Below are 24,583 nucleotides of genomic sequence, written 5' to 3' on the forward strand. Positions count from 1 at the left end.
GCCGGGCCTCATATCCGACCACCAGGAGGAGAGCAGCGCCGTGGGCATCGTGGTGCAGAAGTACGGCGGGTCCTCGCTGGCAGACGCCTCGGCCATCAAGCGGGTGGCCCGGCGGATCGTGCAGGCGAAGAAGGACGGCCACGACGTCGTGGTGGCGGTCTCCGCGATGGGTGACAGCACCGACGAGCTGCTCGAGCTCGCCGAGGGGGTCAGCCCACTGCCCCCGGCCCGTGAGCTCGACATGCTGCTCACCGCCGGTGAGCGCATCTCGATGGCGCTGGTCGCGATGGCGATCTCCGACCTCGGCCTGACCGCACGCTCGTTCACCGGCTCGCAGGCCGGGGTGATCACCGACTCCGTGCACGGCAAGGCCAAGATCATCGACGTCACCCCGGGGCGGATCTCCGCCGCGCTCGAGGACGGGCACATCGTGATCGTCGCCGGGTTCCAGGGCGTCAGCCAGGACACCAAGGAGATCACCACCCTGGGTCGTGGCGGCACCGACACCACGGCGGTCGCGCTCGCGGCTGCCCTGAGTGCCGACGTGTGCGAGATCTACACCGACGTCGACGGCGTCTTCACCGCGGACCCGCGGATCGTGCCGACGGCACGCAAGCTCGACCAGGTCACCTACGAGGAGATGCTGGAGCTCGCGGCCGGTGGTGCCAAGATCCTGCACCTGCGCTGCGTGGAGTACGCCCGCCGCTACGACATCCCGATCCACGTCCGCTCATCGTTCAGCCATCTCGAGGGCACCCTCGTGAAGGGCAGCATCAACGACGAGGCCCACCAGGAGGCCACCATGGAAGCAGCGATCATCGCCGGCGTCGCACACGACCGCAGCGAGGCCAAGATCACCGTCGTCGGCGTACCCGACAAGGTCGGGGAGGCCGCCCGGATCTTCGACGCGCTCGCCCGGGCGCAGATCAACCTCGACATGATCGTGCAGAACGTCTCGGCCGCCGCGACGAACCTGACCGACATCTCCTTCACCCTGCCGCGCACCGACGGGCAGACCGCGATGGCGGCGCTCGCCGCGCTCCAGGACGAGATCGGGTTCGCCTCGCTGCTCTACGACGACAAGATCGGCAAGGTCTCCCTGATCGGGGCCGGCATGCGCTCCCACCCGGGGGTGACCGCGAAGTTCTTCAACGCGCTCGCGGAGGCCGGGGTCAACATCGGGATGATCTCCACCTCGGAGATCCGCATCTCGGTCGTCGTCGACGAGGCCCAGGTCGACGCTGCCGTGGTCGCGACCCACACCGCCTTCGACCTCGACTCCGAGGACGTCGAGGCGGTCGTCTACGGCGGGACCGGACGATGAGCGGCGTACGCCTCGGCATCGTCGGCGCCACCGGGCAGGTCGGCGTCGCCATGCGCCAGATCCTGCTCGAGCGCGCCCCGTTCAATTCGATCGGCCCGGCCGATGAGATCCGGTTCTTCGCCTCCGCCCGCTCCGCCGGCACGGTGCTGCCGTACGGCGACCGCGAGGTCACCGTGGAGGACGCGGCCACTGCCGACCCGAGCGGGCTCGACATCGTGCTGTTCTCCGCCGGGGCGACCACCTCGCGGGCCCAGGCGGCGCGGTTCGCCGAGGCCGGCGCCGTGGTGGTGGACAACTCCTCCGCCTTCCGGATGGACGACGACGTGCCGCTGGTGGTGAGCGAGGTCAACCCCGAGGCGATCGAGCTCGCCCTCTCGGGGCGGCGGATCATCGCCAACCCGAACTGCACCACGATGGCAGCGATGCCCGTGCTCAAGCCGCTGCACGACGAGGCAGGCCTGGTCCGGCTGATCGCGTCGACCTACCAGGCCGTCTCCGGGTCCGGCGTGGCCGGCGTGGACGAGCTCGCCGGTCAGGTCGAGGCCGCCGGCGACAAGGCCCGCGAGCTCTCCTACGACGGCGAGGCGATCGAGTTCCCCGCCCCGGTGAAGTACGAGCGCACCATCGCCTACAACGTGGTCCCGGTCGCCGGGAGCATCGTCGACGACGGGCTCGGCGAGACCGACGAGGAGAAGAAGCTCCGCAACGAGTCCCGCAAGATCCTCGGCCTGCCCGAGCTGCTGGTCTCCGGCATCTGCGTGCGGGTCCCCGTCTTCACCGGTCACTCCCTGGCGATCAACGCCGAGTTCGGCTCCACGATGACCGTGGCCCGCGCTCGCGAGATCCTCCGGGACGCGCCCGGCGTGGAGCTCAGCGACATCCCGACACCGCTCCAGGCGGCTGGCAAGGACCCGTCGTACGTCGGCCGGCTGCGGCAGGACCCGGGCGTGCCGGACGAGCGTGGCCTCGCGCTGTTCATCAGCAACGACAACCTGCGCAAGGGCGCTGCCCTGAACACCGTGCAGATCGCCGAGCTGCTGGCCGCCCGCTAGCACCCAAGCACGCAAGAACAACGGCGCGGGCACACCTCTCGGTGTGCCCGCGCCGTCGTTGTTCTCCGCGCTGGAGCCCCTGGGTCAGGAGTTCGGGACGCTCACCACGGCCGTGACCGGGTAGTGGTCCGAACCCGTGCTGCTGGGGTGCATCATGTCGACCCGGAAGCTCTTCGCCCCGCCCATGCCCTTGGTGAGCAGGTAGTCGATCTGCGTCCCCCAGGTCGGGTGCCAGCCGGTCACCGGCCCGGGACCGCTGAGCCGGGTGTTGTAGCGCCGGCCGGCGTTCTTGGTGTCCACGAACCCGTTGGCCGTCATCATGGCCTGCGGCTGGTTGCCCCACACGTGCTCCTGGGCGGAGTTCAGGTCGCCCGCGAAGACCGTGGGAGTCCCCGCACAGGCCTGCCCGACCCGGGTCCCGACCCGGCGCAGGTTGCTCTTCGGGTTGTTCAGCTGGGACAGGATCTGCCCGGTCTCCGTGTTGCGGTGCGCAGCGGAGGCCTTGTCGTAGTTGCCCTGGTTGGAGAGCAGGTGGGCGTTGATCACGCAGATCTGGGTCGAGGCGTGGTCCCGGGCGCGCAGCTTGGTCCACGACACCCAACGGTCCACGTTGGTGCCCGAGTTCTTTCCGCCGATGGGGACGTGGGTCATCAGTGCGCCGTTGGCCACCTGCTGCCAGACGCCGGTCTTGTAGTAGGTGCGCACGGCCTGGGTGGAGTGGGAGCGGGACAGGCCGCTCGCCAGGTCCCAGTCCCGGCCGTCGGCCAGGGCCCAGCCACTGGGCCGGAGCCGGTTGGCCAGGTCGGTGTACTGACCCACGCCGCTGCCCACGCCGGTGTGGGAGTTGGAGTTCTCCTGGGTCGCCACGATCGAGGCGCCGGTGCCGTTGATCTGCTTGACGATCTTCGGCGCCCGGCTGGGCCACGAGGGCACGCCGGTCGAGCTGGCCGCGAGCACGTTGAAGCTGGTCACGGCGACGTCGCGCCCCTTGGCGGGCGGCAGGGGGAGCGGCATCTGAGAGCTCATGGTCGGCAGCCAGTCCACCGCCGCGGCCCTGGCCGGCGAGATCCAGGCGTCGTAGGGGTAGGTGGTGCCGGTCCAGTTCAGCAGGGTGGCGTTGTGGGAGAAGATCTTGAAGTGCACCGCGTTGCCGGAGTTCGAGGAGACCCGGCGGGCGTAGGAGCTCAGGTCGGCCGCGGACAGGGTCATCGAGGTGCCCCGGGTGAACCGACGCTTGCACGGGGAGTAGCAGGTGGCCGGGGACTTGGGGATCCGGTTGATCAGGGGGGACCACGTCACCGTGTAGCCGGTGGTGTTCAGGCGCTGGGGCCAGCTCACCGTGATCTGGTTGACCCCGCGGACGGTGCGCACCGTGCGGCGGGCGAAGTTCTGGGGCCGGGCAAGCGCCTTGCTCTTGCGGGCCTTGTTCTTGCGGGCCTTGTTCTTGCGGGCCTTGCGCTTGTTCTTCTTGGCCTTCTTCTTCTTGCGCGCCGAGACCATCGTGGCCGCGGTCAGGGCCGTCGCGCCCTGTACGGCGGGCGCCTGGGCGGGTGCGGTCCGGGCGGCGGACGTCGCGGAGGCGGGGCTGCCGGGCAGCATCCCGATCGCGAGCAGGACGGTCAGGGCAGCACCCAGGGCACTGCGTCGCACGTTGGGCATCGTCGTCTCCAGGTCGTACGTCGGGGGAATCAATACCAAGATATCCGACGAAGACCTGAAAAAGGGTGGTATTAGGCTTTTGTCCGAATTAAGGAATGGGGGCGGGCGATCCTCTGAGCTGACGTGGTTCCTGGGCTCTCATCGAGGATCGAGCCGGCCGACGTCGGATGACGGCATCGCGATGTGCCAAGCCTATCGAGGGGGTCCTCGCGCCTAGCGCGGAGGGGTCCCGGTCTCGGTGCTCTCGACCAGGGTGCTGGTGACCCACAGCGACAGCAGGTAGGTGAGCGCTGTCAGGACCGGGATCACCAGCAGCATCCACGGAGACTCCAGCGACCCGAGCAGGAAGAGCAGCACGAACACGGCGGCGACTCCGACGGCGAGGAAGCTCGTGCTGGTCGGGTCCGGGATCCGCCAGGCCTCGAGGAGCACGGCGCCCAGGACGATGGAGACGGCCGTGATCGCCAGCAGTGCCACCAGGCCGATCCCGCCACAGGAGCCGACCCCACGCACGGCCTCGCAGCCCCGGCTCGCCAGCGCGGTGAGGAGGACCGCTGCGAGTCCCACCAGCGCGCCGGTGACCAGCACCGCGATCCGGGCGTCGATCCTGGGGAGCCGCACCGAACGAGACTTGCTCGCGGCTGCCGGCGCGGTCGTGTCGGCCGGCCCAGCAGGGGTGGCCGGCGCGATCGGGGGGATCGGGACGGTCTCGACCCTCGCTGACTGCGCAGGGGCGGCCGCAGCCTCGTTCTCGGGTGGCGAGGACACGAGCAGGCTCGGCAGCACGGTGGTCTCCTCCGTGTCCGTGTCCGGCGCCGGGAACGGGTCGTAGGAGGACGCGGTGACCGGGGTGTGCGGCGCAGGCCCCGGCTCGGGCATGGGTTCGGGCGCCTGCTCCGGCGGCTCGATCGGCTCGGGTGGCTGGACCGCCTCAGGCGGCTCGATGGGCTCCGGCGGCGCGGCGGGTGGCTCGACGAGCTCGACCGGCTCGACCGGCTCGCTGGGCTCGGGCGGCGCGGCGGGTGGCTCGACGAGCTCGACCGGCTCGACCTGCTCGGCCGGCTCGGCCGGCGCGGCGGGTGGCTCGACGAGCTCGACCGGCTCGGCCGTCTCGATGGGCTCAGCCAGCGCGACGGGCTCGATGGGCTCAGCCAGCGCGACGGGCTCGCTGGGCTCGGGCGGCTCGATGGGCTCGACCGGCTGGGGCGGCGACTGGTCCTCGGTCGGGCGTGGCGGGGGTGGGACCGGTGGCAGCCGCCTGGCAGCCCCGGGTGCCGGCGCGAGACCGGTCCCAGTGCCGGGCGCGCGGGTGGCCGACGGCTCCTCGGGTCCCGGCGGCGGGGCCACCGGGTCGGCCACCAACGGGTCCGTGACCTCGGTGGGCTCCTCGGCGGGGGCTTCGCTGCCGCGGGGCCCCGGGCCGGATGCCGGTGCGGGCTGCTGCTCGAGGTCGCGCGAGCGCTTCCTCTTCTTGCTCCGCCCGAACCCGAGCAGGGGCGGCAACTCCAGGTTCGGCTCCAGCCCACCCTTGTCCGGTTCGTCAGCCATGCTGCGAATGGTGCCATGACAGGGCTCCGGATCGACTCGATCCGGCCCAGGAACGCTCGAAAACGAGACCAGCCGGGGAGAGCGGGCCCGCGAGAGCCGGCCGGAGAACCGGCGAGGGCCCGGACCCACAGGTGGGTCCGGGCCCTCGTGATGTCTTGCGACATCACCCGGTCGGGGTGACAGGATTTGAACCTGCGGCCTCGTCGTCCCGAACGACGCGCGCTACCAAGCTGCGCCACACCCCGAAGGCGTGGGAAGTCTACCGGAGCATGACGGCGGCGCCGAACCGGGTCATGGCGTCCGCGGCAGGAGGGTCAGCAAGGTGGCCTCCGGGCGGCAGCAGAAGCGCACCGGAGCGTACGGCGAGGTCCCGGCACCGGCGGAGACGTGCAGCCACGAGCTCCCCGGATCGCTGGGCCGGGAGTCCGCCGGATGCCGGTGCAGACCCTTCGCCCGGGCCGGCTCGAGATCGCAGTTGGTGACGATCGCGCCCTTGACCGGAAGGCAGACCTGGCCGCCGTGGGTGTGCCCGGCGAGGGTGAGGTCGTAGCCGTCGCGGGCGTACTGGTCGAGCACCCGCAGGTAGGGAGCGTGCGCCACCCCGATGCGCAGGTCCGCATCGGCGGGGGCGGGCCCTGAGACCGAGCCGAGGTCGTCGTACTCCAGGTGCGGGTCGTCGACCCCGGCGAAGGCGAGCGAGCTGCCGCCAACCTCCAGTCGCGCCGAGGTGTTGGTGAGGTTGGTCCACCCCCGGGACTCGAACGCGTCCCGCAGGTCACCCCACGGCAGCTTGGAGGTAGCGGTGTTCCGGCGCCCGTCGTCGGGGAAGAGGTACCACAGCGGGTTGCGCATCGAGGGGGCGAAGTAGTCGTTGGACCCGAACACGAAGACGCCCGGCAGGTCCAGCAGCCGGCCCAGGCTCGCCACCACCGGCTCCACGGCGTCGAGGTGGGCGAGGTTGTCGCCGGTGTTGACGACCAGGTCGGGCTCCAGGTCGGCCAGGGAGCTGAGCCAGCGCTGCTTGCGTCCTTGGGACGGCGTCAGGTGCAGGTCACTGAGGTGCAGGACCTTCAGCGGCCGGCGCCCCGGGGGCAGGGCGGCGACCTCCACCCGGCGTACGGCGAAGTTGCGGACCTCGATCCCGGCGGAGTAGGCGAGCGTGCCCGCGCCGGCGAGGGACACGAGCCCGGCGCCGTACCCGATCGAGCGCAGCGTGCGTGACACGGCGGGCCCGGAAACCGAGGGGAGAGGCATGGGGCAAGGCTGCCACAATGGCCGACATGAGTGCTCTCAAGGACCAGCTGCGCAGCGACCTCACGACCTCGATCAAGGCGCGTGACGCCCTGCGGTCCTCCACGCTGCGGATGGTGCTCTCCGCGATCACCAACGCCGAGGTGGCAGGCAAGGAGGCGCGCGAGCTCAGCGACGAGGACGTGCTCTCGGTGCTCACCAGCGAGTCGAAGAAGCGACGCGAGGCAGCCGAGGCGTTCGACGCCGCCGGCCGCACCGAGCAGGCCGCCAAGGAGCGGGCCGAGGCCGAGGTGATCGCGGGCTACCTGCCCGAGCAGCTCAGCGGCGAGGAGATCGAGGCCCTGGTCGCCGCCACCATCGACGAGCTCGGGGTGCGCGCGGACGGGATGAAGGCGATGGGCCGCGTGATGGGTGCGCTGCAGCCGAAGACCAAGGGTCGCGCCGACGGCGGGGCCGTGGCCGCGGCCGTGCGGTCCCAGCTCTCCTCCTGAGCCCGGCGCCCATGCATGGGCGCGCTCGGGCGCTGAAAGCCCTCCAGATGCGACGTCTCGGCGGGCTGTCGGCTTTCAGACGCGACGTCTCGGCGGGCTGTGGGATTTCAGATGTGACGTCTCGGCGGGTTTCTGGAGAGGGAGCGCCGGGTCAGCCGCGGGTGGGGACGAGGGTGACCGTCTGGCCGCGGGAGGCGCTCTCGCCGGCGGCGGGGCGCATCTCCCGGACGGTGCCCGGGGCGTCACCGGCGTCGTCGCCCTCGATGTTGACGTAGAACCCCTGCTCGGCCAGGACCTGGGCCGCGCGGCGGGTGGGCATCCCGACCGCGTCGGGGATCTCCAGCTTGACCGGGGCGCTGGAGCCGGTCCCGGGTCGCACGAAGCTCTCGTTGGGGAGCTTGCCCTGGATCGCCCGCATCGCCGAGGCCCACATCGGGCCGGCGACGGTGGACCCGAAGGCCTGCCCGATGGTGCGGCCGCCCACGCTCTGGCCGTTCAGGGAGATCGGCTCCCCCTTGGAGTTGGCGCCCGCGATCATCGCTGCGGTCGACATGTTGGGGGTGTAGCCGTTGAACCAGACCGCCATGTTGCTGTTGATCGTGCCGGTCTTGCCGGCGGCGGGCTGGCTCAGGGCCAGCGCCTGGCCGAACCCGCCGGGGGCGAGCACGCCGGCGAGGATGGCGTTGACCGTGTCGGCGGTGGTCTGCTTGATCACCTGCGTGCACTTCTTCGGGTAGTCCTTGAAGACCTTGCCGTCGCTGTTGAGGATCTGGCTGACGGGACGGTTCTCGCAGTGCTCGCCGCGCGCGGCGAAGGTCGCGTAGGCGCCGGCCATCTCCAGCGGGCTCACCCCGGCCACGCCGAGCACGAAGGAGGGGACCCGCTCGGTCTGCGGTGAGGTGAGGTCGACCCCCATGGCCTTGGCGAGCGCGTACGGCTCGCACAGCCCGGTCCGGCGCTCCAGCTGGGCGAAGTAGGTGTTCACCGACTTGCGGGTGCCGCTGACCATGTCGAAGGTGCCGCTGCCGGTCGAGTTGCCGAGGTTCCAGGCCGAGTAGACCGGGTAGGCGCCGTTGCAGGTCCTGAAGTCGTTCTGCGGGATGCTGATCCGCTCGGGGGAGGGAAACCTGGTCGAGATCGGCAGGCCCTGCTCGAGGGCGGCAGCGAGCACGAAGACCTTGAAGGTCGATCCGGCCTGGAAGCCGCCGGAGTCGCCGTACTTGCTGTCCACGATGTAGTTGAGGAACGTCTGGCCCTCCTTGGCCGCACGTCCCATCGGCCGCGACTGCGAGATCGCCTGCACCGCCCCGGTGCCCGGCTGCACCATCGCGAGGGCGCCGATCGCCTGGTCCTGGGGGTTGACCGCGGCGCTGGTCGCGGCGTCGGCCGCGCGCTGGCTCTCCAGGTCGAGGGTCGTCTTGATGGTCAGCCCGCCGCTGGTCAGCAGCTGTGCCCGGTCGGCGACGGTCTTGCCCAGGGCGGGGTCCAGGAGGAGGTAGCGGCGTACGTAGTCGCAGAAGAACGCGGCCTCGGTGCCCAGGCAGCCGTTGCGGCTCCGGCTGACCTTCAGTCCCAGGGGCTGCTTGGTCAGCTTCATCACGGCCGTCTGGTCGACGATGTCGAGCTCGGCCATCCGGTTCAGCACGATGTTGCGACGCGCCAACGCACGGTCCTTGAACCGGGTGGGGTCGAAGCCGACCGGGTTCTTCACCAGGCCGGCGAGGGTGGCGGCCTGCACCAGGTTGAGCTGGGAGGCGTTGACCGAGAAGTAGTGCCGGGCCGCTGCCTGGATGCCGTAGGCGCCGTCGCCGAAGTAGGCGAGGTTGAGGTAGCGCTCCAGGATCCAGTCCTTGGAGTAGTTCTCCTCGAAGGCGATCGCGTGCCGGAGCTCCTGGATCTTGCGCTGGTAGGTGTTCTCGGTGGCCGCCTTGCGCTCCTCGGGGGTGCTGGCCTGGGAGAGCAGGGTGAGCTTGGCCATCTGCTGGGTGATCGAGGAGCCACCCTGGGTGCCACTCGAGGAGGTCTGGTTGCTCACGAAGGCGCGCAGGGTGCCCTTGAGGTCCAGGGCGCCGTGCTCGTAGAAGCGGTAGTCCTCGATCGCGATGATCGCCTTCTTCATCACCGGCGCCACCTTGTCCAGGGAGACGTTGACGCGGTTCTCGTCGTAGAAGATCGCCACCTGCTTGCCGGTGCGGTCGAGCACGCGCGTGCGCTGGGCCAGCGGTGCCGCCTTCAGCTCGGCCGGCAGGTTCTCGATCGAGCGCTTGGTCGCCCCGGCCCCGTAGCCCACCGCGGCCAGCATCGGGACCGCGAGCCCGGCGGTCAGGACACCGAGGACCACGGAGACCGCGACCACCACCCCCAGGTGCGAGATCACGGTGCCGAAGGTGAGCGGGGGGCGGCGTCGTGGCATATCACAATCCTAGTGGCGGGCCCTGACTTTCGACCGGATGGCTCGGAAGATCTAGTCATTTCGGACTATACGAGAATGACGCCCATGTGTCTGTATCGAGACGCTCGTGTTCTTTAGTCTCTAGATGGGTTGATAACGGACGTATTGGGACGAGCCGGAAATGCCCAGGACCTGAACTGTGGAGGTAACATGTCCTGGAACGAAATGTGGGCCAATGTAGCCCTGTGCCAGCAGTCGTCGCCGGACGAGCTCTTCGTCCGCGGAGCCGAGCAGCACAAGGCCAAGGCCGTGTGCGGGGCGTGCCCCGTGCGCGCCGAATGCCTGGCCGAGGCGCTGGACAACCAGATCGAGTGGGGCGTCTGGGGTGGACTCACCGAGCGTGAGCGCCGGGCGCTGCTGCGCAAGCGGCCGAACGTCACCTCGTGGCGCCAGCTGCTGGAGACCGCCAAGTCCGAGCACGAGACCGCGGGCGCCGTCGAGACTGCCTGACCGGACCCCTGAGCGGGTTGCTGGGCGGGTTGCTGCTCGGGGCCTCGGGCAGGTCGTCGGGGCGGGCGTGGCCGAGGGTCACGCACTCTCGGACTCCCCGGCCCGGCCCTGCTGGTCAGCCAGCAGGTCGCCGATGCGCCGCAGGCCGTCGAGGTCGTGCACGTCGGTCGACAGGGCCGGCAGCACGGCCGTGGGTACGTCGGGGTGGCTGGTCCGGAACCGGTCGGTCAGACGCTTCTCGCGGGCGACCACGACCAGCCGGTCGGCGTGCAGGCGCAGCAGCCCCGCGGCGAGGCCGTGGCCCTCACCTTGTGAGCGCAGCTTCTCCACTCCGGTGCTGGCGGCGTGTGCGGAGAGGTCTCCCGGCGGCTCGGTGCTGGCCCGGTTGATCACCAGTCCGGCCAGCGGCATCTGCTCCTGGCGGAGGCGCTCGACGAAGTACGCCGCCTCGCGCAACGCGTCGGGCTCCGGCGCGGCGATCACGAGGAACGCCGTACGCGGGTCCTGGAGGAGCTCGAAGGTCCGCTGCGCCCGTTGGCGGAAGCCGCCGAAGAGGGTGTCGAAGGCGGCGACGAACGCCTTCATGTCCATCAGCACCTGAGCGCCGATGAGCTTGGTGATCGCGTTGGTCACCAGCCCGAAGCCTGCTGTCATCAGCCTGGCCGGGCCACGGGCGGGCGCGAGGAGCAGCTTCATGAACCGCCCGTCCAGGAAGCTGGAGAGCCGGTCGGGCGCGTCCAGGAAGTCCAGGGCGCTGCGCGAGGGGGGTGTGTCCACGATGATCAGGTCCCAGCGACCCGTGCGGCGCGCGTCCTGGTCGAGCTGGCCGAGCTTCTCCATCGCCATGTACTCCTGCGTGCCCGCGAACGAGCTGGAGACCGCGACGTAGAACGGGTTGCTCAGGATCTGCGCCGCCTTCTCGGGGCTGGCCTGGCTCTGCACGACCTCGTCGAAGGTCCGCTTCATGTCCAGCATCATCGCGTCCAGCGACCCACCGGCGGTTGAGCCACCGTCGGTGGTTGAGCCCCCGTCGGTGGTTGAGCTTGTCGAAACCCCCGGCACCGGCCGGGGTGTGTTGTCCAGCGCCTCGATGCCCATCGACTGCGCGAGCCGCCGGGCAGGGTCGATGGTCAGCACCACGACCTTGCGGCCGCGCTCGGCCGCGCGCAGCGCCAGGGAGGCCGACGTGGTCGTCTTGCCCACCCCGCCGGAGCCGCAGCACACGATGATCCCGCGAGCGGGGTCGTCGAGCAGGGCGTCGACGTCGAGGGTGGTCTCGGGGTCGTGCCCCGCGACGAGCGGTCCGATCCGGGCGCTGGAGCGGCTGCTGCGGTGAGTGGCGGCACGGCTGGCCATCACGCCATCCCCTCCTCGGTGAGAGCCTCGGCGAGCTCGTAGAGCCCGCCCATGTCGATACCGCCGGGCAGCAGCGGCAGCTCGTAGGAGGGGACGTCGAGCGCCTCGATCAGCTCGCGCTGGCCGTCCTCGAGGCGGCGGCGCTCGGCGTGGTGGCGCCCCTCGGCGAGCAGCGCGTCCACCAGCTCGTCCTCGGCCGGGATCCCGGCCTTGTCCAGGCTGGTCACGAGCTGGCCGCGGTCCACGGTGCCTTCGAGCAGCTGCTCACGCGCGGTCGCGTCGAGGTCCTGGGGCCGGACCATGTTGACGATCACGCCGCCGACGGGCAGGTCGGCGGCGCGCAGCTCGGCAATGCCGTCCCCGGTCTCCTGGACCGGCATCTCCTCGAGCACGGTGACCAGGTGGATCGCCGTACGCGGAGAGCGGAGCAGGGTGGTGACCGTGTCGGCCTGGGACTTGATCGGGCCCACCTTGGCCAGCCCGGCCAGCTCGTTGTTCACGTTGAGGAACTGGGCGATCCGGCCGGTGGGCGGTGCGTCCAGCACGATCGCGTCGTAGTGCCGCGAGCCCTTGTTGCGGCGGTTGCGGTTGGCGGCCTCGTAGACCTTGCCGGTGAGCAGCACGTCGCGTACACCGGGGGCGATCGTGGTCGCGAACTCGATCACCCCGAACCGGTCGAGTGCCTTGCCGGCCCGGCCGAGCCGGTAGTACATGTCGAGGTACTCCAGCAGGGCGGACTCGGCGTCGATGGAGAGGGCGTAGACGTCGCCGGCCCCGGTGGTGCCCCGGGCGAGCAGCCGCTCCTCGTAGGGCAGCGGGGGTACGTCGAAGAGCTGCGCGATCCCTTGGCGACCCTCGACCTCGCAGAGCAGCACACTCTTGCCGCGGGCGGCGAGGGCGAGCGCCAGGGACGCGGCGACCGTGGTCTTCCCGGTGCCGCCCTTGCCGGTGACGACGTGCAGCTGCACGCCGGGCCAGTCGGAAGCGGAGTCGGGACCGGAGCCGGAACGCTGCTCCTCGGGTCGTCGCCCCGGCCGCTTGGGGTCGGACGGCGGCGTCGGCTGGACGGGCATGGGTCGAGGGTAGCCGCGCGTGCCGCGCTGCCGAGTGACGTGGGCCACGTCAGGACGGCCGAGACGTGGCAGGATCGGGGACCTGAGCTGGGAGGTCACGTGGACAAAGTTGTGGGTAGTGCGGCCGAGGCGGTCGCGGACATTGGTGATGGTGCGTCGTTGTCGGTGGGTGGGTTCGGGCTGTGCGGGATCCCGTCGGTGCTGATCGGGGCGTTGCTGGAGGCTGGGACGACTGATCTGGAGGCGTTCTCGAACAACGCGGGGGTCGATGACTGGGGGCTGGGCCTGTTGCTGGGGCAGAGGCGGATCCGCCGGATGGTGGCTTCCTATGTGGGGGAGAACAAGGAGTTCGCGCGGCAGTACCTCTCCGGTGAGCTGGAGGTGGAGCTGACTCCGCAGGGGACGTTGGCGGAGCGGATGCGTGCGGGTGGTTCGGGGATCGCGGCGTTCTTCACCGCGACCGGTGGTGGCACCCAGGTCGCGGAGGGTGGTCTGCCGTGGCGCTATGACGCGGAGGGGAACGTGGCTCTGTCGTCGCCGCCGAAGGAGACCCGTGACTTCGTGGTGGACGGGGAGCCGCGGCAGTTCGTGCTGGAGGAGGCGATCGTGGCGGACTTCGGTCTGGTGCGGGCCTGGAAGGGCGACCGGCACGGGAATCTGGTTTACCGGGACTCCGCGCGGAACTTCAACCCGCTCGCCGCGATGTGCGGGCGGTTGACGATCGCTGAGGTCGAGCACCTGGTCGATCCCGGTGAGCTGGATCCCAACGAGGTGCACACCCCGGGTGTGTTCGTGCAGCGGGTGGTGGAGCTGACCCCGGAGCAGGCCGCGGACAAGCGGATCGAGAAGCGCACGGTGCGACCCAAGGGAGAGCCGGCATGAGCTGGAGTCGTGAGGAGATGGCGGCGCGGGCGGCTTCGGAGCTGGCCGATGGCAGCTATGTGAATCTGGGGATCGGTCTGCCGACGTTGGTGCCGAACTATGTCGGGGACGACGTGGAGCTGGTGCTGCAGTCGGAGAACGGTGTCCTGGGCACCGGTGCCTACCCGGTGGAGGGTGAGGAGGACGCCGATCTGATCAACGCGGGCAAGGAGACGGTCACGTTGCGTCCCGGGGCTTCGTTCTTCGACTCCGCGACCAGCTTCGGGATGATCCGGGGCGGGAAGATCGATGCGGCGATCCTGGGGGCGATGCAGGTCTCGAGGACCGGTGACATCGCGAACTGGATGATCCCGGGGAAGATGGTCAAGGGCATGGGCGGTGCGATGGACCTGGTCCATGGCGCGAAGCGGGTGATCGTGCTGATGGAGCACAACGCCAAGGACGGGTCCTACAAGATCGTCGAGGAGTGCTCGCTGCCCTACACCGGCCGGGGCGTGGTGGAGCGGATCATCACCGACCTGTGCGTCCTCGACGTCACCGAGAACGGTCTCGAGCTCGTGGAGCTCGCCCCCGGAGTCACCGAGGACGAGGTCCGCGAGAAGACCGAGCCCGAGGTCCTCAGCCGGCTCTGAGGCGGCCGTTGCAAGCCCCCGTCACATCGTGCTCAGCCCTGCGGCGGGAGTGACCCGGACGGCGTTGCGCGCGGGCAGCACGCAGGCCGCGAGCCCGGCCACGCCGGCGCCCGCCACCACCAGGAGCAGCTGGAGGACGGGCACGTGCAGGTTGACGCCGGTCTCGCCGAGCACCCCGCCGAGCATCGACTGCACCCCGATGAAGGCGTACGCCGACCCGAGCACGACTCCGATCACGCTGGTGACCGCCGCCAGCAGCACCGCCTCCACCGCCAGCGTGCCGCGCAGCTGCCTGCGGGTCAGGCCCATCGCGCGCAGCATGGCGTGCTCGCGGGTCCGCTCGAGCACGCTGAGGCCCAGCGTGTTGGCGATGCCCAGCAGCGCGATCACGAGCGCCACGGCCAGCAGCCCGATGCTCACCAGCACCAGGATGCGCAGCTGCAGGTGCACGTAGGAGCGGTTCGCCATGCCGCCGCCGAGGTCGGCCTGCCGGGCCGAGGCCAGGGTGCCCAGGGCCTCGCTGGCCTCGTCGGCGTCGATGCCGTCCGAGGTGCGTGCCCAGATCGCCCTGGTCTCCACGGCGTCGCCGCCCAGGCTCCGCAGCACCTCGGGTGAAACCAGCGCGACCCCCTTCACCCCGAGCGCCCCGACGAGGTCCAGCTCCACCCGGCGCCCCTCGACGGTGAAGATGAGCGGCTGCTCGGTATCGAGGTCCAGGTTCGCGACCACGTCCCACGCCACGTGGACCTTCGCCGCGTCCCCGCCGGCGAACGCGGGGGTGCCACGCAGCACGGCGCGATCGGCCGGGACCCCGAGGACCGAGAGCTCGCCGAGGTTCTTGCCGCGCTGGGCAAGAGCGGCGGTCGTCCCCTCGAGAGCGACCGCCCTGGTCACGCCGTCGACGGCGCGCACCGCCTCGAGGGTCGAGCCCGGCAGCGGGACCGTGGCGGACATCGTGACGTCGAGCGGGTACTCCGCGTCCATCTCGGTGTCGACGGAGCCGCCGATGGTGGCGATGCCGGTGACCATCCCGGTCATCAGGGTCGTGCCGACCAGCAGCGACGCAGCCGTGGCCGCCGTACGCCTCGGGTTGCGGACGGCGTTGGACGCGGCCAGCCGACCGGGTACGCCGAACAGCCGGCCGGTCACGAGCCCGGCCACGCGCACGCACGCCGGGATGAGGACGGGTCCCAGCAGCAGCACGCCGAGGAAGGAGACGAACCCGCCCACGACCATGGCGGTCAGCGAGTGCGCGGTCATCGACCACAGCAACAGCGCCGTGCCCCCCAGGATCGCCGCGGTCGCGAGCACGAGACGGACGACTCCCGCACGGTTGCGGACGTCGACGCTGCCCAGCGGGTTGAGCGCCTGGAGGGGGCTGATCCGGGTGCTGCGACGGGCCGGGAAGACCGACGCGCCCAGCGTGACCAGCACGCCCACCAGCCAGGAGCCCACCAGCCACGTCCACGAGATGCCGCCGTCGCCCGTGGCCAGGGCGGGCACGAACCGGTCGACCAGCGTGACCGCCAGCTTCCCGAGACCGAGCCCGATCAGCACCCCGGCGGTGGCGGAGACCACCCCGACCAGGAGCGCCTCCTGCCGCACCGAGCGCAGCACCTGCTTGCGGGTGGCGCCGACGCAGCGCAGGAGGGCGAAGTCGCGCAGTCGCTGCGCGAGCAGCACGGTGAAGGTGTTGGCGATGACCAGCACCGAGACGAACAGAGCGATGCCGGCGAAGACGAGGAGCATCGAGGCGATCACGTCGACGTCGCGGGTGATGTTCGCGGCCTGGGCCTGCAGGTAGTCGTCGACCGTGGTGCTCCCGACGTGCTCGAGCCCGGCGGCCTCCAGGGCAGCTTCGACCTCGCCCGGACTGGTCCCGCCGCCCACGACGACGTTCCTGGTGTAGGCGGTGTCGTCGAAGCCGATCAGTCCCGGCCAGGTCAGGTACAGCGACGCCGCGAGCTCACCGGTGCTGTGCTCGGCAAGGCCGGTGATCGTGACCGGCACCTCGTCGGCGCCCTCACCGAGCACGATCACGTCCCCGATCCCGACGTCGGCGCGGTCCGCGGCCGCGCGGTCCACGAGGGCCTCGTCGGGCCGGGCCGGGTATCGACCGCTCTCGAGGAGCTGCCAGCGCAGCGAGGGCTCCGAGGCGACGGTCCCGAGCCGGCTCTCGGCCGTCAGCGCACGTCCCTGCTCCGACATCAGCGCGTAGGTGGTGGCGTTCACCGCCGCAGGCCCGAGGTCGTCCACGACGCTCAGGGCCCTGGTCACGGCCTCGCTGTCCAGGTCGGTGACCACCACGTCGGCCCCGCCGTACGACGTGGCCAGGTCGGCCAGCATCCCGGCCTTGGTCGCAGAGGAGACGCTCGCGGTGACCACGATGAACGAGACGCCGGCGACGACGGCCAGCACGGCGGCCACGTAGCGGCGTGCGTAGACGCGGACCGAGGCGAGCATCACGGTGCGCATCACGCCTCCGCGTTGGTACGACGGGACGCGACGCGACCGTCCTCGATCACCACGACGTCGTCGGCGTACTCCGCCGCGCGGGAGTCGTGGGTGACCATCACGACCGTCTGGCCCAGCTCGCGGACCGAGCGGCGCAGGAAGCCCAGCACCTCCGAGGAGGTGTGGCTGTCCAGGTTGCCGGTCGGCTCGTCGGCGAAGACGATGTCGGGGCGGGTGACCAGCGCCCTCGCCACCGCGACCCGCTGCTGCTGGCCGCCCGAGAGCTGACCCGGCAGGTGACCGAGCCGGTCGCCGATGCCGAGGACGTCCACGACGGTCTGGTGCCAGGCGCGGTCGGGCTTTCGGTTCGCGAGCTCCAGCGGGAGCAGGATGTTCTGCCCGGCCGTCAGCATGGGCAGCAGGTTGAACGCCTGGAACACGAAGCCGATGTGGTCGCGGCGGAACAGGGTCAGGGCGGTGTCGTCGAGCCGGGAGCGGGCACCGAACAGCTCGGTGTCCCCGACGACGACGGACCCCGCGGTCGGGGTGTCGAGTCCGGCGAGGCAGTGCATCAACGTCGACTTGCCCGAACCCGAGGGACCCATGATCGCCGTGAACCGTCCGGCGGCGATGTCCAGGTCGACCCCGGCGAGCGCCTCCACCCGGGTGTCGCCCTCGCCGTAGGTGCGGGTCAGGGCGCGGGCGCGCGCCGCCGGCGCCCGGCCGGTGCCGGGAAGCTCGCTACGGGTGTCCGAGACGGTCATGGAAGTGCCCTCCTGGGCGTGCGGGGATGTTGACCCGAACGCTAGGCAGCAGGTGCCGCGAAGTCGTCAGGCCCCGGGCCGGACCTCGGCTGCGACCAGGGGTGGACCAGGCAGGGGCGGGTCCTCCCACGGGTGGAGGGTCAGGTCTGGGGACCGACCAGTCCGGCCTCGTAGGCGAGGACCACGAGCTGGACCCGGTCGCGGACACCGGTCTTGGCGAGCAGCCGCCCGATGTGGGTCTTCACGGTGGTCTCGGCGACCACGAGGTCGCTCGCGATCTCGGTGTTCGAGCGACCGCGGGCCACCAGCGTCAGCACCTCGAGCTCACGCGCGGTGAGCCCGGCGTCCTGCAGGGTCCGGGAGACGGGCGCCTCCGCGGGGAGGGCGGCGAAGTGGTCGAGCAGCCGGCGGGTGGTGGAGGGTGCGACCACCGAGTCGCCGGCCTGGACCGACCTGATCGCGTCCAGCAGCACCGGTGGGGTGGCGTCCTTGAGCAGGAACGCGGAGGCCCCCGCCCGGATCGCGGCGAAGGCGTACTCGTCGAGGTCGAAGGTGGTCAGAACGATCACCCGGGGAGCGTCGTCGCCGGCGGTGAGCTTCGCCGTGGCCTCGACGCCGTCCATCCGCGGCATCCGGACGTCCATCAGGACGACGTCGGCCGGGGCCCGGGTGAGGGCCTCGACGGCTTCGGCGCCGTCCCCGGCCTCGCCCACCACCGACATGTCCGGCTGGCTCTCGACGAGCATCCGGAAGCCGGCGCGCACCATCGACTGGTCGTCGACGAGGAAGACGCGGATCGGCCCAGAGATCGGCCCAGAGACCGGCCCAGAGATCGGCCCAGGACCGGACCCGGGGTCCGAACCGGAGGGAGTGCTGGGATGGGGATCGTTCACGGGAGCATCCTCGCGCGTGCCTCCCCGAGCTCCGCGTAGGGCAGGCTCGCCCGCACCTCGAAGCCGCCGCCGGGGCGCGGTCCGGCCGTGAACGTCCCGCCGTGCAGTGCCGTGCGTTCCTGCATCCCCACGATGCCGTGCCCCCGCCGGTCGTCGGGTGCGGTGGCCCCGCGCCCGTCGTCGAGCACCACGATGTCCAGCCGGCCGTGGTCGCCGCCGACCTCCACGGTGACCCGGGTGCCGGGCCCGGCGTGCTTGAGGACGTTGGTCAGGGACTCCTGGACGATCCGGTACGCCGCCAGCCCGACACCCTGCCCGACCGGCGGCAGCACGTCGGGCACCCGGGCGACCAGCTGGACCTGGTCGCCGAGGTCCTGCTCGAGCAGGAACCGCAGGTCCTCGAGGCCGGGCTGGGGACGGGTGCCGGTGTCGGCGTCCTCGGCACGGAGCAGGCCGAGCATCCGGCGCATCTCCTGCAGCGACTCGCGGCCGGTCGCGGCGATGGTCTCCAGCGCGCGGGCGGCCCGGTCGGGGTCCTGCTCCAACTGGTAGCGGGCGCCGTCGGCCTGGACCACCATCACCGAGATCCCGTGCGCGACGACGTCGTGCATCTCCCGGGCGATCCGGGCGCGCTCGTCGGAGGCGGCCAGCATCGCCTGCTGGGCGGTCTCGCGCTCCAGCCGGATGCCGCGCTGGATCAGCTCCCCGACGTACGCGTGCCGGGTGCGGACGAGCATGCCGATCGCCCAGGCGGTGATGACCACCAGCGCACACAGGACCGCAGCGCTGAGCATCGACTCGAGGCCGCCACTCCTGTATCCCCAGTCGACGGGGCCGATCACGGACCCCACCAGGCCGAGGACGAGGGCAGCGCGCCCGGTCCTGGCGGAGCCGAAGGCTGCGGCCGAGTAGACCGCGACCGGGACGGCGAGCTGGCCGACGCCGAAGATGTCGGTCCAGGGCAGCTGGGCGAGCGTGAGGAGGGCGACGAGCCACACGCAGACCGCCGGTCGCACCCGACGGACCAGCAGCGGCAGCACCTGCGCCGCCGAGAAGGCGGCGGCGCTCACGGCGTCACCGGGGCCGCGGCTGTCCAGGGACAGGCTGACCAGCACCGCGAGCAGCAGCACGGCCACGAGCGTCACGTCGAACGCGACTCCCTGCCACCGCGACCAGGGTCCCCTGGCCTCGTCGGCGAACGCGGTCTGGGCCATGACCGGACCCTATGCCGCCGTGCGGGCGAGCTCCTCGGAGACGGTGCGCCACGCAGCCGAGTCCGGGTCGATCAGCTCCATGTGGCCGACACCCGCGAGCTCGCGGAGCCGGACCCAGGGATGGGCGGCGGCGAAGCCGCGGCTGAGCGCGACGGGGACATCCTCGTCCTGGTCGCCGTGCACGATCGTGACCTCGGCGGCGGGCCGCTCCGCGAACAGGGTCATCGGGTCGGCCGGGGCGGGGTCGGCGCCGTCGAGGAAGGCCTGGGTCGCGTCGCTGCCCAGGCCCAGTCGGGCGGCCTCGCGCAGGTCGCACACCGGGGCCAGGGCCACGACGCGCTCGACGGGCAGCGTCGTGGTCGCGAGCCAGAGCGCGAGGTGGCCACCGGCGGAGTGGCCGGCCACCGTGAGGGGACCGGTGGGCAGGTCGAGACCCGCGAGCAGCGACGGCAGCCGTCCGACCGCGAGCTCGACGTCGGTCGCGGTCACCGGCCAGCCACCGCCGATGCCGACCCGGCGGTACTCCGGCGTGGCCACCAGCCAGCCGGCATCCGCGAGGGCCCGCGCCATCGGCCGGGTGTGGCGCCGGTCGTGGGCCGCCTTCCAGAACCCTCCGTGGACCAGGACGAGGAACCCCGCGGGCGGGAAGTCGGGCAGGTGCAGGTCGATCACGGCGTCGTCGTGCTCGGCGTACCGCACGGTCGCGTCAGGCAGCATGAGCGCCACCGTAGTGCGAGCGCGTGGCCCGCACCCTAGGGTGGCGGGCATGACCAAGTGGGAATACATGACTGCCCCTGTGCTGGTGCACGCGACCAAGCAGATCCTCGACAACTTCGGCGCCGACGGGTGGGAGCTCGTCCAGATGGTGCCCGGGATGAACCCGGAGAACCTCGTCGCCTACTTCAAGCGTCCGCTGGCATGAGCACCCCCGAGGAGCGGCTGGCCGACCTCGGGCTCAGCGTGCCGGAGGTGGCCAAGCCGGTGGCGGCGTACGTCCCGGCGGTGCGCACCGGCCAGTACGTGCACACCTCCGGCCAGCTGCCGATGCGCGACGGCGAGCTGATGCTCACCGGCAAGGTCGGTGGCGAGGTCAGCGAGGAGGAGGCCGTCGAGTGCGCCCGCCAGTGCGGGCTGAACGCGCTCGCGGCGATCCGCGCGCTCGTCGGGGAGCTCTCCGAGATCAAGCGCGTCGTCAAGGTGGTCGTGTTCGTCGCCTCCACCTCCGACTTCACCGCGCAGCCGCAGGTGGCCAACGGTGTCTCCGAGCTGCTCGGCGAGGTCTTCGGCGAGGCCGGGCGGCACGCCCGCTCCGCGGTGGGCGTCTCCGTGCTCCCGCTGGACGCCCCGGTCGAGGTCGAGCTCCTCGTGGAGGTCTGAGGTCGTGCCGGTCCGGGTCAGGCTCCCTCCCCAGCTCATCGAGGACGCCAGGGCGTACGCCGACGGCACCCGGGAACCGGCCGAGCCGCGCAACGCGGCCACGGTCGTGCTGCTCCGACCGGGTCCGGACGGTCCCGAGGTCTACCTGCTCCGTCGACAGACCTCGATGGCCTTCGCCGGCGGGATGTGCGTCTTCCCCGGCGGCGGCGTCGACCCGCGGGACTTCGACCACGCCGTCGCCTGGGCCGGACCGGCCCCGCAGGCCTGGGCGGACCAGCTCGGCACCGACGAGGCGACCGCCCGGGCGCTGGTGTGCGCCGCGGTCCGCGAGACCTTCGAGGAGTCGGGGGTGCTGCTCGCCGGGGAGTCGGCCGACACGGTCGTCGCGGACACCACCGGCGCCGACTGGGAGGCCGACCGCGCTGCGCTGGAGGCCCGCGAGCTCTCGTTCACCGACTTCATGGAGCGGCGCGGCCTGGTGCTGCGTACCGACCTCCTCGGGGTCTGGGGGGCCTGGCTGACCCCGATCTTCGAGCCGCGCCGCTACCGGACCTGGTTCTTCGTCGCCGACCTCCCCGAGGGCCAGCTGACCCGCGACGTCTCCACCGAGTCCGACCAGGTCACGTGGCTGCCCGCGATGCAGGCGGTGGCCGAGGTGGAGCAGGAGCAGCTGATGATGCTGCCGCCGACCTACCTGACCTGCCTCGAGGTGGGGCAGTACGCCGACCCGGCCGAGGTGCTCGACGCGGCCGGCGAGCGGCACGTGGAGATGTACACGCCCGAGGTCGAGGAGGACGAGGAGGGCGGGACGCTCTCGGTCCCGCCGCGCTTCGAGGAGATCCTGGCGGCCCGCGGATGAGCCCGGGCAACGGGACGGGCGGGACGGGCGCCTGGACCGGTGGGTCCTTCGGCGAGCGGGCGCACTGCGTGCTGGCCCCCAACGCCGACATGATGACCCTCGACGGCACCAACACCTGGGTGCTGCGCGAGCCCGGGGCCGCCCGGTCGGTGGTGATCGACCCCGGTCCCAGCGACCTCGCCCACCTCGATGCGGTGGCCGAGCAGGCGGGCCGGGTCGGGGTGGTCCTCCTGACCCACCACCACCTCGACCACTCCGAGGCAGCCCGTGAGTTCGCCGAGCGGATGGGCTGCGGCGTACGCGCCCTGGACCCGGAGTACCGCCTCGGCTCCGAGGGACTCGGCGACGGCGACGTCGTGGAGGTCGACGGGCTCGAGGTGCACGTCGTGGCCACCCCGGGACACACCGCCGACTCGCTGTCCTTCGTGGTGCCTGCCGAGGGCGCCGTGCTCACCGGTGACACTGTGCTCGGCCGCGGCACCACGGTGGTGGCGCACCCCGACGGCCAGCTGGGGGCCTACCTGGACTCGCTGGACCGGCTGCACGCGTTGGCTCAGTCCCGCGAGGTCGGCCGGATCTGGCCCGGCCACGGCCCGGTGATCGAGGACGCGCTGGGCGCCCTGGACCACTACATCTCGCACCGCGCGCAGCGCCTGGCGCAGGTGGAGTCCGCGGTGGCCGACCTGCGCGAGCAGCCGCATCCCGAGGGCCTGGCCGCCGACGAGCTCCCACGGCGGGTGGTCGAGGTCGTCTACGCCGACGTCGACCCGGTCCTGTGGGGCGCCGCCGAGCTCTCGGTACGGGCGCAGCTGGCCTACCTCGCCGACCGCGGCTGACCGCTCCCGTGAGGCCGTCCAGAATCCCGCAATAGCCGAACGCGCCGTGGCCGGCCGAGATACCTTGCGACTGTGCGGGACAAGTGGGGGATGGCGGCCTTGGTGATGGTGCTCGGCACCGTCTGGGGTGTCGGCTTCCTGTGGGCCCGTGGAGACCTCGGGATGGGCAGGGAGCCGGAGGTCACGGCGACCAAGGCGTCGCCCCGGCCGCTGCCCACCCAGATCCCGGGCATCAGCGCCTCTCCGAGCCCGAGCGCCTCGGCGGATCCCTCCGCTAGCGCCCCTGCCCCCGCGGCGACCTACAGCGCGACCATCGCGCCGGCGCAGGAGCGCAAGCCGGTCGACGTCAACCCCGCGCCGCCGCGTCCTGCGCCCCTGCCGCTGCCACCGGTGGTGCAGTTCAAGATGGCGAGCTTCAACCTGCTCGGCGCCTCACACACCGCACCCGGTGGCAAGGCCCCCCAGATGGCCTCCGGCCCGCAACGGATCAACGGGGCGATCCAGCTCCTGGCGACCCACGGCGTGAGCGTGGTCGGCTTCCAGGAGTTCCAGGGGAGCCAGCGCTCCGCCTTCGCCGCCCGCGCCCCGCAGTGGGCGATGTACCCCGGGAACGCCGCGGACGGGGGCGAGAACTCGGTCGCGTGGGACACCGCGGTCTGGGACCTGGTCAAGCCGGCCACGGTGCCGATCCCGTACTTCAACGGCCGCAACCGGCCGATGCCCTACGTGCTGCTCCGGCACAAGCAGACCGGCATCTCGGCGTACTTCTCGACCTTCCACAACCCGGCCTCGATCCCGCGCTTCGGCAACCAGCAGCGGTTCCGCAACGAGGCCACCCGCCGCGAGATCGCGCTGTTCAACAGCCTCGAGCAGACCGGCATCCCGCAGTTCGTCACCGGTGACATGAACGAGCGCGAGGAGTTCTTCTGCCAGGTCACCGGGGCGACGCCGCTGATCGCCGCGGCCGGAGGCAGCAACGACGGTGCGTGCAGGCCGCCGCGGCCGATCCAGATCGACTGGCTGATGGGCAGCCCCGGGGTGGTGTTCAGCGGCTACACGGTGGACCGCAGCCCGCTGGTCCGGCGTACGACGGACCACCCGGTGATCGTCAGCGAGGTGCTCATCGACGCGCTGAAGTTCAAGAACGCCTACACGCCGCCGGGATCGGTGCCCGTCGCTCCCTGAGCCGGAGCTCCGGTCAGCGCGCCCGGCGCCGCATCCGCTCGAGGTCGTGGATGACCACCGAGCGGGGCTCCAGGCGCAGCCAGCCGCGCGAGGCGAAGTCGGCCAGCGCCTTGTTCACGGTCTCGCGGGAGGCGCCCACCAGCTGGGCGAGCTCCTCCTGGGTGAGGTCGTGGTGCACGTGCACGCCGTCGTCGGCGGTTCGGCCGAACCGGTCCGCGAGGTCGAGCAGCGCCTTGGCGACACGGCCCGGGACGTCGGAGAAGACCAGGTCCGCGACGACCTCGTTGGTCTTGCGCAGCCGTCCGGCCAGCTGGGTCAGCAGGCCCAGCGAGACGCCGGGGCGACCCTCGAGCCACTTGAGCAGGTCGTCGTGGGAGAGCGAGAGGAACGAGGTCTCGGTGACCGCCGTGACGGTCGCGGAGCGGGGGCCGGGGTCGAAGAGCGAGAGCTCGCCGAACATCTGGCCGGGGCCGAGGATCGCCAGCAGGTTCTCGCGGCCGTCCGCGGAGGTCCGCCCGAGCTTCACCTTGCCCTCGGTGACGATGTAGAGCCGGTCGCCCGGGTCTCCCTCATGGAACAGCACCTCTCCGCGACGGAGCCTGTTCTCGCCCATCGAGGCGCGAAGCGCGGCTGCCGCTTCGTCGTCGAGAGCACTGAACAGCGGCGCCTGCCGGAGTACGTCGTTATCCACGTGATGTCCCTTCACTTCTCCGCACGAGTCAACACGTGCGCGTGTTTCACTTCACAGTCTGTCCCATCCACCCCTGCGGACGCCACGTGACCCACCCGGGAAGACACGGTGGAGCGGTCACAACCCGGTCCGGGACGCGC

Annotated in this window: 23 protein-coding genes and 1 tRNA gene; 11 read left to right on the forward strand and 13 right to left on the reverse strand. The window is 71.5% G+C overall.

Going from position 1 to position 24,583, the window contains the following annotated elements:
- Window positions 1-40 precede the first annotated feature (40 nt).
- Window positions 41-1,324 carry an aspartate kinase gene (locus AC4BGC_RS19025; RefSeq protein WP_490546823.1) on the forward strand — a complete coding sequence of 428 codons (1,284 nt, stop codon included), beginning with the start codon at window positions 41-43 and terminating at the stop codon, window positions 1,322-1,324.
- Window positions 1,321-2,376, forward strand: a complete 1,056-nt coding sequence (locus AC4BGC_RS19030; protein ID WP_490546822.1) for an aspartate-semialdehyde dehydrogenase — start codon at window positions 1,321-1,323, stop codon at window positions 2,374-2,376. The genes AC4BGC_RS19025 and AC4BGC_RS19030 overlap by 4 nt, the downstream gene beginning before the upstream one ends.
- Window positions 2,377-2,460: 84 nt before the next feature.
- On the opposite strand, the gene AC4BGC_RS19035 is transcribed toward AC4BGC_RS19030, so the two are convergent.
- From AC4BGC_RS19035 to AC4BGC_RS19050, 4 genes are all read right to left on the reverse strand, one after another.
- A complete protein-coding gene (locus AC4BGC_RS19035) occupies window positions 2,461-4,074 on the reverse strand; it encodes an endonuclease/exonuclease/phosphatase family protein (RefSeq protein WP_490557138.1) in 1,614 nt (537 codons plus the stop codon).
- A gap of 174 nt (window positions 4,075-4,248) precedes the next feature.
- Window positions 4,249-5,583, reverse strand: coding sequence for a hypothetical protein (locus AC4BGC_RS19040; protein ID WP_490557139.1), 1,335 nt, complete (start codon window positions 5,581-5,583; stop codon window positions 4,249-4,251).
- 171 nt (window positions 5,584-5,754) lie between these two features.
- Window positions 5,755-5,828 (reverse strand) — tRNA-Pro (locus AC4BGC_RS19045).
- A 46-nt stretch (window positions 5,829-5,874) separates the two neighbouring features.
- Window positions 5,875-6,837 carry a metallophosphoesterase gene (locus AC4BGC_RS19050; RefSeq protein ID WP_490557140.1) on the reverse strand — a complete coding sequence of 321 codons (963 nt, stop codon included), beginning with the start codon at window positions 6,835-6,837 and terminating at the stop codon, window positions 5,875-5,877.
- A gap of 26 nt (window positions 6,838-6,863) precedes the next feature.
- Here AC4BGC_RS19050 and AC4BGC_RS19055 point away from each other — a divergent pair, with 26 nt between their 5' ends.
- Complete coding sequence (locus AC4BGC_RS19055) at window positions 6,864-7,325, forward strand: GatB/YqeY domain-containing protein (RefSeq protein ID WP_490546818.1); 462 nt, start codon at window positions 6,864-6,866, stop codon at window positions 7,323-7,325.
- Window positions 7,326-7,476: 151 nt separating this feature from the next.
- Here the strand turns inward: AC4BGC_RS19055 and AC4BGC_RS19060 are convergent, their stop codons facing one another.
- Window positions 7,477-9,738, reverse strand: coding sequence for a penicillin-binding protein (locus AC4BGC_RS19060; protein ID WP_490546817.1), 2,262 nt, complete (start codon window positions 9,736-9,738; stop codon window positions 7,477-7,479).
- A 189-nt stretch (window positions 9,739-9,927) separates the two neighbouring features.
- Between AC4BGC_RS19060 and AC4BGC_RS19065 the strand changes: the two genes are divergently transcribed.
- Complete coding sequence (locus AC4BGC_RS19065) at window positions 9,928-10,227, forward strand: WhiB family transcriptional regulator (RefSeq protein ID WP_490546816.1); 300 nt, start codon at window positions 9,928-9,930, stop codon at window positions 10,225-10,227.
- 78 nt (window positions 10,228-10,305) lie between these two features.
- Here the strand turns inward: AC4BGC_RS19065 and bagB are convergent, their stop codons facing one another.
- On the reverse strand, window positions 10,306-11,583 hold the full coding sequence (bagB, locus tag AC4BGC_RS19070) for an ATPase BagB (protein WP_490557141.1): 1,278 nt from the start codon (window positions 11,581-11,583) through the stop codon (window positions 10,306-10,308).
- Window positions 11,583-12,656: an ATPase BagA gene (bagA, locus tag AC4BGC_RS19075; protein ID WP_490557142.1), complete on the reverse strand. Its 1,074-nt coding sequence runs from the start codon at window positions 12,654-12,656 to the stop codon at window positions 11,583-11,585. Before bagA ends, bagB begins: the two co-directional genes overlap by 1 nt.
- Window positions 12,657-12,755: 99 nt before the next feature.
- Here bagA and AC4BGC_RS19080 point away from each other — a divergent pair, with 99 nt between their 5' ends.
- Window positions 12,756-13,538 carry a CoA transferase subunit A gene (locus AC4BGC_RS19080; RefSeq protein WP_490557143.1) on the forward strand — a complete coding sequence of 261 codons (783 nt, stop codon included), beginning with the start codon at window positions 12,756-12,758 and terminating at the stop codon, window positions 13,536-13,538.
- The gene (locus tag AC4BGC_RS19085) at window positions 13,535-14,170 is read left to right on the forward strand and encodes a CoA transferase subunit B (protein ID WP_490557144.1); all 636 of its coding nucleotides are present in this window, start codon (window positions 13,535-13,537) and stop codon (window positions 14,168-14,170) included. Before AC4BGC_RS19080 ends, AC4BGC_RS19085 begins: the two co-directional genes overlap by 4 nt.
- A gap of 21 nt (window positions 14,171-14,191) precedes the next feature.
- Here AC4BGC_RS19085 and AC4BGC_RS19090 read toward each other — a convergent pair whose 3' ends face one another.
- From AC4BGC_RS19090 to AC4BGC_RS19110, 5 genes are all read right to left on the reverse strand, one after another.
- The gene (locus AC4BGC_RS19090) at window positions 14,192-16,645 is read right to left on the reverse strand and encodes an ABC transporter permease (protein WP_490557145.1); all 2,454 of its coding nucleotides are present in this window, start codon (window positions 16,643-16,645) and stop codon (window positions 14,192-14,194) included.
- Complete coding sequence (locus AC4BGC_RS19095) at window positions 16,645-17,388, reverse strand: ABC transporter ATP-binding protein (RefSeq protein WP_490557146.1); 744 nt, start codon at window positions 17,386-17,388, stop codon at window positions 16,645-16,647. Before AC4BGC_RS19095 ends, AC4BGC_RS19090 begins: the two co-directional genes overlap by 1 nt.
- 140 nt (window positions 17,389-17,528) lie before the next feature.
- A complete protein-coding gene (locus AC4BGC_RS19100) occupies window positions 17,529-18,197 on the reverse strand; it encodes a response regulator (RefSeq protein ID WP_490557214.1) in 669 nt (222 codons plus the stop codon).
- A gap of 80 nt (window positions 18,198-18,277) precedes the next feature.
- Window positions 18,278-19,495 carry a sensor histidine kinase gene (locus tag AC4BGC_RS19105; protein ID WP_490557147.1) on the reverse strand — a complete coding sequence of 406 codons (1,218 nt, stop codon included), beginning with the start codon at window positions 19,493-19,495 and terminating at the stop codon, window positions 18,278-18,280.
- A gap of 9 nt (window positions 19,496-19,504) precedes the next feature.
- On the reverse strand, window positions 19,505-20,212 hold the full coding sequence (locus tag AC4BGC_RS19110) for an alpha/beta hydrolase (protein WP_490557148.1): 708 nt from the start codon (window positions 20,210-20,212) through the stop codon (window positions 19,505-19,507).
- Window positions 20,213-20,261: 49 nt separating this feature from the next.
- On the opposite strand from AC4BGC_RS19110, the gene sp36 reads away from it, so the two are divergent.
- The 5 genes from sp36 to AC4BGC_RS19135 all read left to right on the forward strand — a co-directional run bounded on the left by sp36 (window position 20,262) and on the right by AC4BGC_RS19135 (window position 23,752).
- On the forward strand, window positions 20,262-20,417 hold the full coding sequence (sp36, locus tag AC4BGC_RS19115; RefSeq protein WP_490549095.1) for a Sp36 family protein: 156 nt from the start codon (window positions 20,262-20,264) through the stop codon (window positions 20,415-20,417).
- Entirely contained in the window at window positions 20,414-20,872 is a 459-nt protein-coding gene (locus AC4BGC_RS19120) for a RidA family protein (RefSeq protein WP_490549093.1), read from the forward strand. Before sp36 ends, AC4BGC_RS19120 begins: the two co-directional genes overlap by 4 nt.
- A gap of 4 nt (window positions 20,873-20,876) precedes the next feature.
- Window positions 20,877-21,731 (forward strand): NUDIX hydrolase, encoded by an 855-nt coding sequence (locus tag AC4BGC_RS19125; RefSeq protein WP_490557149.1) that lies wholly within the window; start codon window positions 20,877-20,879, stop codon window positions 21,729-21,731.
- On the forward strand, window positions 21,728-22,567 hold the full coding sequence (locus AC4BGC_RS19130; RefSeq protein WP_490557150.1) for an MBL fold metallo-hydrolase: 840 nt from the start codon (window positions 21,728-21,730) through the stop codon (window positions 22,565-22,567). Before AC4BGC_RS19125 ends, AC4BGC_RS19130 begins: the two co-directional genes overlap by 4 nt.
- A gap of 72 nt (window positions 22,568-22,639) precedes the next feature.
- Entirely contained in the window at window positions 22,640-23,752 is a 1,113-nt protein-coding gene (locus tag AC4BGC_RS19135) for an endonuclease/exonuclease/phosphatase family protein (protein WP_490557151.1), read from the forward strand.
- A gap of 13 nt (window positions 23,753-23,765) precedes the next feature.
- On the opposite strand, the gene AC4BGC_RS19140 is transcribed toward AC4BGC_RS19135, so the two are convergent.
- Window positions 23,766-24,443, reverse strand: coding sequence for a Crp/Fnr family transcriptional regulator (locus AC4BGC_RS19140; RefSeq protein ID WP_490549087.1), 678 nt, complete (start codon window positions 24,441-24,443; stop codon window positions 23,766-23,768).
- Between the last annotated feature and the right edge of the window lie 140 nt (window positions 24,444-24,583).

It is taken from the genome of Nocardioides sp. Z38_18 (assembly GCF_058215695.1).